The 4,090-nt window shown below is 74.7% G+C and carries 4 protein-coding genes and 1 tRNA gene; 2 read left to right on the forward strand and 3 right to left on the reverse strand.

The features are described 5' to 3' along the window. Positions 1-102: 102 nt before the first annotated feature. Positions 103-702: a DUF4365 domain-containing protein gene (locus tag ABZ371_RS29830; RefSeq protein ID WP_358685420.1), complete on the reverse strand. Its 600-nt coding sequence runs from the start codon at positions 700-702 to the stop codon at positions 103-105. A gap of 196 nt (positions 703-898) precedes the next feature. On the opposite strand from ABZ371_RS29830, the gene ABZ371_RS29835 reads away from it, so the two are divergent. Further along, positions 899-1,627: a 3'-5' exonuclease gene (locus tag ABZ371_RS29835; protein ID WP_358685422.1), complete on the forward strand. Its 729-nt coding sequence runs from the start codon at positions 899-901 to the stop codon at positions 1,625-1,627. An 80-nt stretch (positions 1,628-1,707) separates the two neighbouring features. On the opposite strand, the gene ABZ371_RS29840 is transcribed toward ABZ371_RS29835, so the two are convergent. Next, positions 1,708-1,779, reverse strand: a tRNA-Val gene (locus ABZ371_RS29840). Positions 1,780-1,818: 39 nt separating this feature from the next. Further along, positions 1,819-2,265 (reverse strand): SRPBCC family protein, encoded by a 447-nt coding sequence (locus ABZ371_RS29845; RefSeq protein ID WP_358685424.1) that lies wholly within the window; start codon positions 2,263-2,265, stop codon positions 1,819-1,821. Between the two features lie 53 nt (positions 2,266-2,318). On the opposite strand from ABZ371_RS29845, the gene ABZ371_RS29850 reads away from it, so the two are divergent. Next, positions 2,319-4,090: hypothetical protein (locus tag ABZ371_RS29850; protein WP_358685427.1), on the forward strand; the 1,772-nt coding region annotated here is incomplete at its 3' end.

Here is a 4,090-nt window from a genome sequence, read left to right on the forward strand (position 1 = left end):
CGCGTGCCGGGTCGGGCCCGGGGGCCGGTCCTTCGGGTGCGTGGGGCTGTGCGCGGGGGCCCGCGGGGGCCGCACCGCCGGGCTCGTCCGTCGACCGGTGCATCAGGGTCTCCCTCCGGCCCCGACCCGGGCCATGATCTCGCAGAGTGCCCGGTCGTCGAAGATCCGGGAAGTCGGGACCCGCACGGTGGTCCTGTGACGGCCCGTCACCGCATGGCCGGCCAGGTTGGTCCAGTAGCAGCAGTGACGCAGGTCGAGCCGGTCGTGTCCGGCCCGCAGCCAGTCGTCCTGGCTCCGGGGCACGAGCATCACGACGAGGATCTTGTGCACCGACACGGGCGTGCGCGCGAGTTTCACCAGGTGGGCGTTGTCGAGGGTGAAGGAGAACGCGGCGCCCGGTGGGTGCGGGGCGATCTGGTAGGTGCACTTGAGCTGCACCTTGACGGTCACCTCGTCGTCGACGGTGTGGCCGGGGGCACCGTGGCTGACGTGCCAGTCGATGCCGTTGTCGGGAAAGGGCTGCGACAGGGAGCATCCCGCGGCGGCGGCCACCGCGTGCAGGTAGCCCACCTGCAAGGTCTCCATGCAGGCGGTGGTGGCGAGCGTGCCGCGCAGGGGTGGCACGGGTGTTCGCGGCGGTGGTTGCGCCCCGTACTCCTCGGCGCGGGCGGGGCCTGTCGGGTTCGGCTGCGCGAGCGCCATGGCTCCGTGTGCCTTCCGGGCTGTGCCGACCGGTCGCCCGGTCTCCGCTGACGGACCGGTCAAGTTCCTTGCCCGTCATCTGTGTTGTCACCGCAGTGGACGGTCCGCAAACGGCGTATCAGGCAAAGGGCCCGGGTATCACCGAAGCGGGCAGGGGAAACCCGCCATCTGCCAAGCGGGTGCGAGGAGTTCGGGGATGATGCACTGGTTCGAGGGCCCACTGGCCGCTTTTGACACCGAGACGACGGGCGTGGACGTCGAGGAGGACCGGATCGTTTCGGCCGCTCTCGTCGTCCAGGACATGGCGGGCGGGCGTCCCCGCGTGACCCGCTGGCTGGTCAATCCGGGGGTACCCGTGCCCGCCGGCGCGACCGAGATCCACGGCCTGACGGACGAGCACCTCCAGCACAACGGGCGGTGGCCGGCCCCCGTGATGGAGGAGATGGCGCGTGCGCTGGCCGAGCAGTGCGCGGCGGGACGGCCGCTCGTCGTGATGAACGCGCCGTTCGACCTGACGCTGCTGGACCGCGAGCTGAGGCGGCACCGGGCGTCGTCGCTGGCGGGGTACCTGGGGAACGCCCCGCTGTGCGTGCTGGACCCCCGGGTCCTGGACAAGCATCTGGACCGGTACCGCAAAGGGCGCCGCACGCTGGCGGACCTGTGCGAGCTGTACGGGGTGGTGCTGGACGGGGCGCACGACGCGGCGGCCGACGCGGCGGCGTCGCTGGAACTGGTGCGCGCGGTGGGCCGGCGCTTCGCCACCCGGCTGGAGAGGCTGACCCCGGCGGAGCTGCACGCGCTGCAGGCCGGGTGGCACGCGGCACAGGCGCGCGGGCTGCAGGCGTGGTTCGAGAAGAGCGGCACGCCGGAGGTGGTGGACCCGGCGTGGCCGCTGCGTCCGGAGCTTCCGGCCGCGGCCGCCTGACGGGGCGGGCCGGGCGGGCGCGGGCCCGGGTACGGATGAGCCGGTCCGTCGGTGGTGCTGACGGACCGGCTTTTCCAGGGTGGGCGATACTGGTTTCGAACCAGTGACCTCTTCGGTGTGAACGAAGCGCTCTCCCACTGAGCTAATCGCCCGGGAACGGGTTGAACCATACAGGGCCCGGCGGCCTGCGTTCAAACCGCTTCGAGCCAGGCCGCCAGTCCCCGGCGTCCGGCGCGCATCATCCACCCGTGGTTGACGCGGAAGAGGAGGCGCCCGGGCACGGCGAACCGGCGCAACAGCGCCGTGCGGACCTCGACCTCCTGCTCGTACAGCACCCTGCTCCCACCCTCGTGCGGGGTGACGGTCCAGCGCGCCCAGCCCTCGAGGTCACCGCTCATCCCGGCTTCGAGGATCCGTGCGACCGGGTCCGTGCGCCGCTGGCGGAGGGTCACGAAGAGGTCGTACGGAAGCGCGGAGCGAAAGCGTGCCGTGGTGGCGGTGCCGTCGACCGGACCGACCTCACGGACCTGCGGCCACCAGCGGGGGTAGTCCTCGGGGCGTTCCAGGACGCCGTACACGGTGCCGGGCGGGGCACCGAGATCCCAGACGCTAGTGAAGCGGTAGTGACTCCAGTCCATCGTCCCAGTGTGCGGGCGGGCCTACTCAGCGGACGAACTGAGTATCCGAGCGCATGTACGAGACTGTGGGCGGCGCGACACTCCCGTACATGGAACATGTGCCGCCACCCGCCGAGGAATTGGCGCTCCTCGACCGTGAACTCGTCCGGCTGGACGCCCGCCGGCTGCAGCTGCTGAACCGCCGTGCCTGGCTCCTGGCCGTGCTGCGGCAGCCGGCCGGGCCTCCCGGCCCTCCTGCGCCCACCGGGTTCTCCCCGCCTCCGGCGGCTCCCGCCGCTCCGGCGCCCGGCGCCCGGAACGTGCTGCTGGTGCTCGGCGGACTTCTGCTGGCGGTCGCCGCGATCGCCTTCACCCTGTTCAGCTGGGGCGAGATGGGCATCGCGGGGCGCTCGGCGGTGCTGGCGGCGGTGACGGCCGGTGCGCTGCTGGCACCCGCCGCGCTGCTGCGCCGCGGGCTGTCCGCGACCGCCGAGGCACTGGCCGCGCTGGCACTCGTGCTGACGGTCCTGGACGCGTACGCCGTGCACGCCGTGGCGGCGCCCGGCACGGACGGGCTCCTCTTCGCGGCCGTCGCCGCGGCCGTGCTCGCCGCGGTGTGGACGGTGTACGGGCTGGTCCTGGGCCGGTTGCGACTGGCGCTGCCCGCCGCCGTGGCGGCCGGCCAGCTGCCGCTGGTCCTGGGGGCCTGGGCCGAGGGGGCTTCCCCGTCGGTCCACGGCTGGGCGCTGCTGGTGACGGCAGCCGCGGACGTGGCCGTGGGCTTGCGGGGTCGTGGGTTCGCGGTACGGGTCACCGCCTGGGTGGGGGCGTCGTCGACGGGGCTGTTCGCGCTGCTGGTGGGTCTGGGGCTGTCCCTGTCGGCGGAGGGGCCGCTCGCGTCCCTGGGCCCGGGGGTGCTGCTTCTGGCGTGCGCGCTGGTGGCGGTGGCCGGGGCGTGGCGCGCGACCGGGGAGGGCGCCTTCGTCGCGGGGGCCGTGGGCGGTCTGGCGGCCGTCGCGGCCGTGGGCGGTGTGGTGCGTGCGGGGCTCGCGTGGGACTGGTCGGTCGTGGTGTACCTGCTGTGCGGTGCGGCGCTGTCCGCGGTGGTGCTGCCGCGGGTCCCGCGGCCGGTGGCCAGGGGAGTCACGGCGGCGTCGGCGGTCGTCGTGGCGGGCGCGGCACTGTGGGCCCTGCCGGTGGTGGCGGCCGTGTTGCTGGGACCGTTCTCCCTGGTGGGGCGGGTGTGGGCGGGATCGCCTGACGGGTTCCGGGACGCGCTGGGGGCGTCGGGGCCGTGGGTGGGCTCCGCGGCCTCGCCGGTGGTCCTCGCCGTGGTGGCGGGGCTGCTGGGCGCGCTGTACGCGGGTCTGCCGCGGTTTGGCGGCACGCCGGTGGTGGCGGGCGATGCGTGGCGCGGGGCGGCGGGAGCCGGCGCGCTGGGGCTGCTCTGGGCGGCCGCGCTGGCCCTGCTCGCCGTGGCGGACGTGCCGTACGCGGTGGCCGTGGGGGTGGAGTTGTCGCTGGTGGCCGGCCTGCTGGCGGTGACCGTCCGGCGGGGGCCCGACAGCGCCGGGCTGAGCGGGCTGGTCTGCGCGCTCGTGGGAGCGGTGAGCGCGGGTGCGCTGGCGCTGGCGGCCGGGCCCGCGACCCTGCTGGTGTCCGGGGTTCTGGCCCTGCTGTGCGCGGGTGCGGCCGCCCTGTCGCGGGCGCCGGTGGTGCGGTCGGTCCTCGCGTGCGGCTCGGTGCTGTGGGCGGTGGCGGCCGTGACGGCCGGCGGCCTCTGGCTCGGGTGGGGTGCCGCGGGTACGGCTCCGGTGGTGCTGGTCGTGCCGGCGGCGGCGGTGTT

This window comes from Streptomyces sp. NPDC005899 (assembly GCF_040629645.1).
Classification (GTDB): Bacteria; Actinomycetota; Actinomycetes; order Streptomycetales; family Streptomycetaceae; genus Streptomyces.

What these genes read in the sequence shown, in the direction of transcription:
- ABZ371_RS29830 (WP_358685420.1), bottom strand. Translation starts at nt 702, where the DNA reads ATGGCGCTCGCGCAGCCGAACCCGACAGGCCCCGCCCGCGCCGAGGAG.
- ABZ371_RS29835 (WP_358685422.1), top strand. Translation starts at nt 899, where the DNA reads ATGATGCACTGGTTCGAGGGCCCACTGGCCGCTTTTGACACCGAGACG.
- ABZ371_RS29845 (WP_358685424.1), bottom strand. Translation starts at nt 2,265, where the DNA reads ATGGACTGGAGTCACTACCGCTTCACTAGCGTCTGGGATCTCGGTGCC.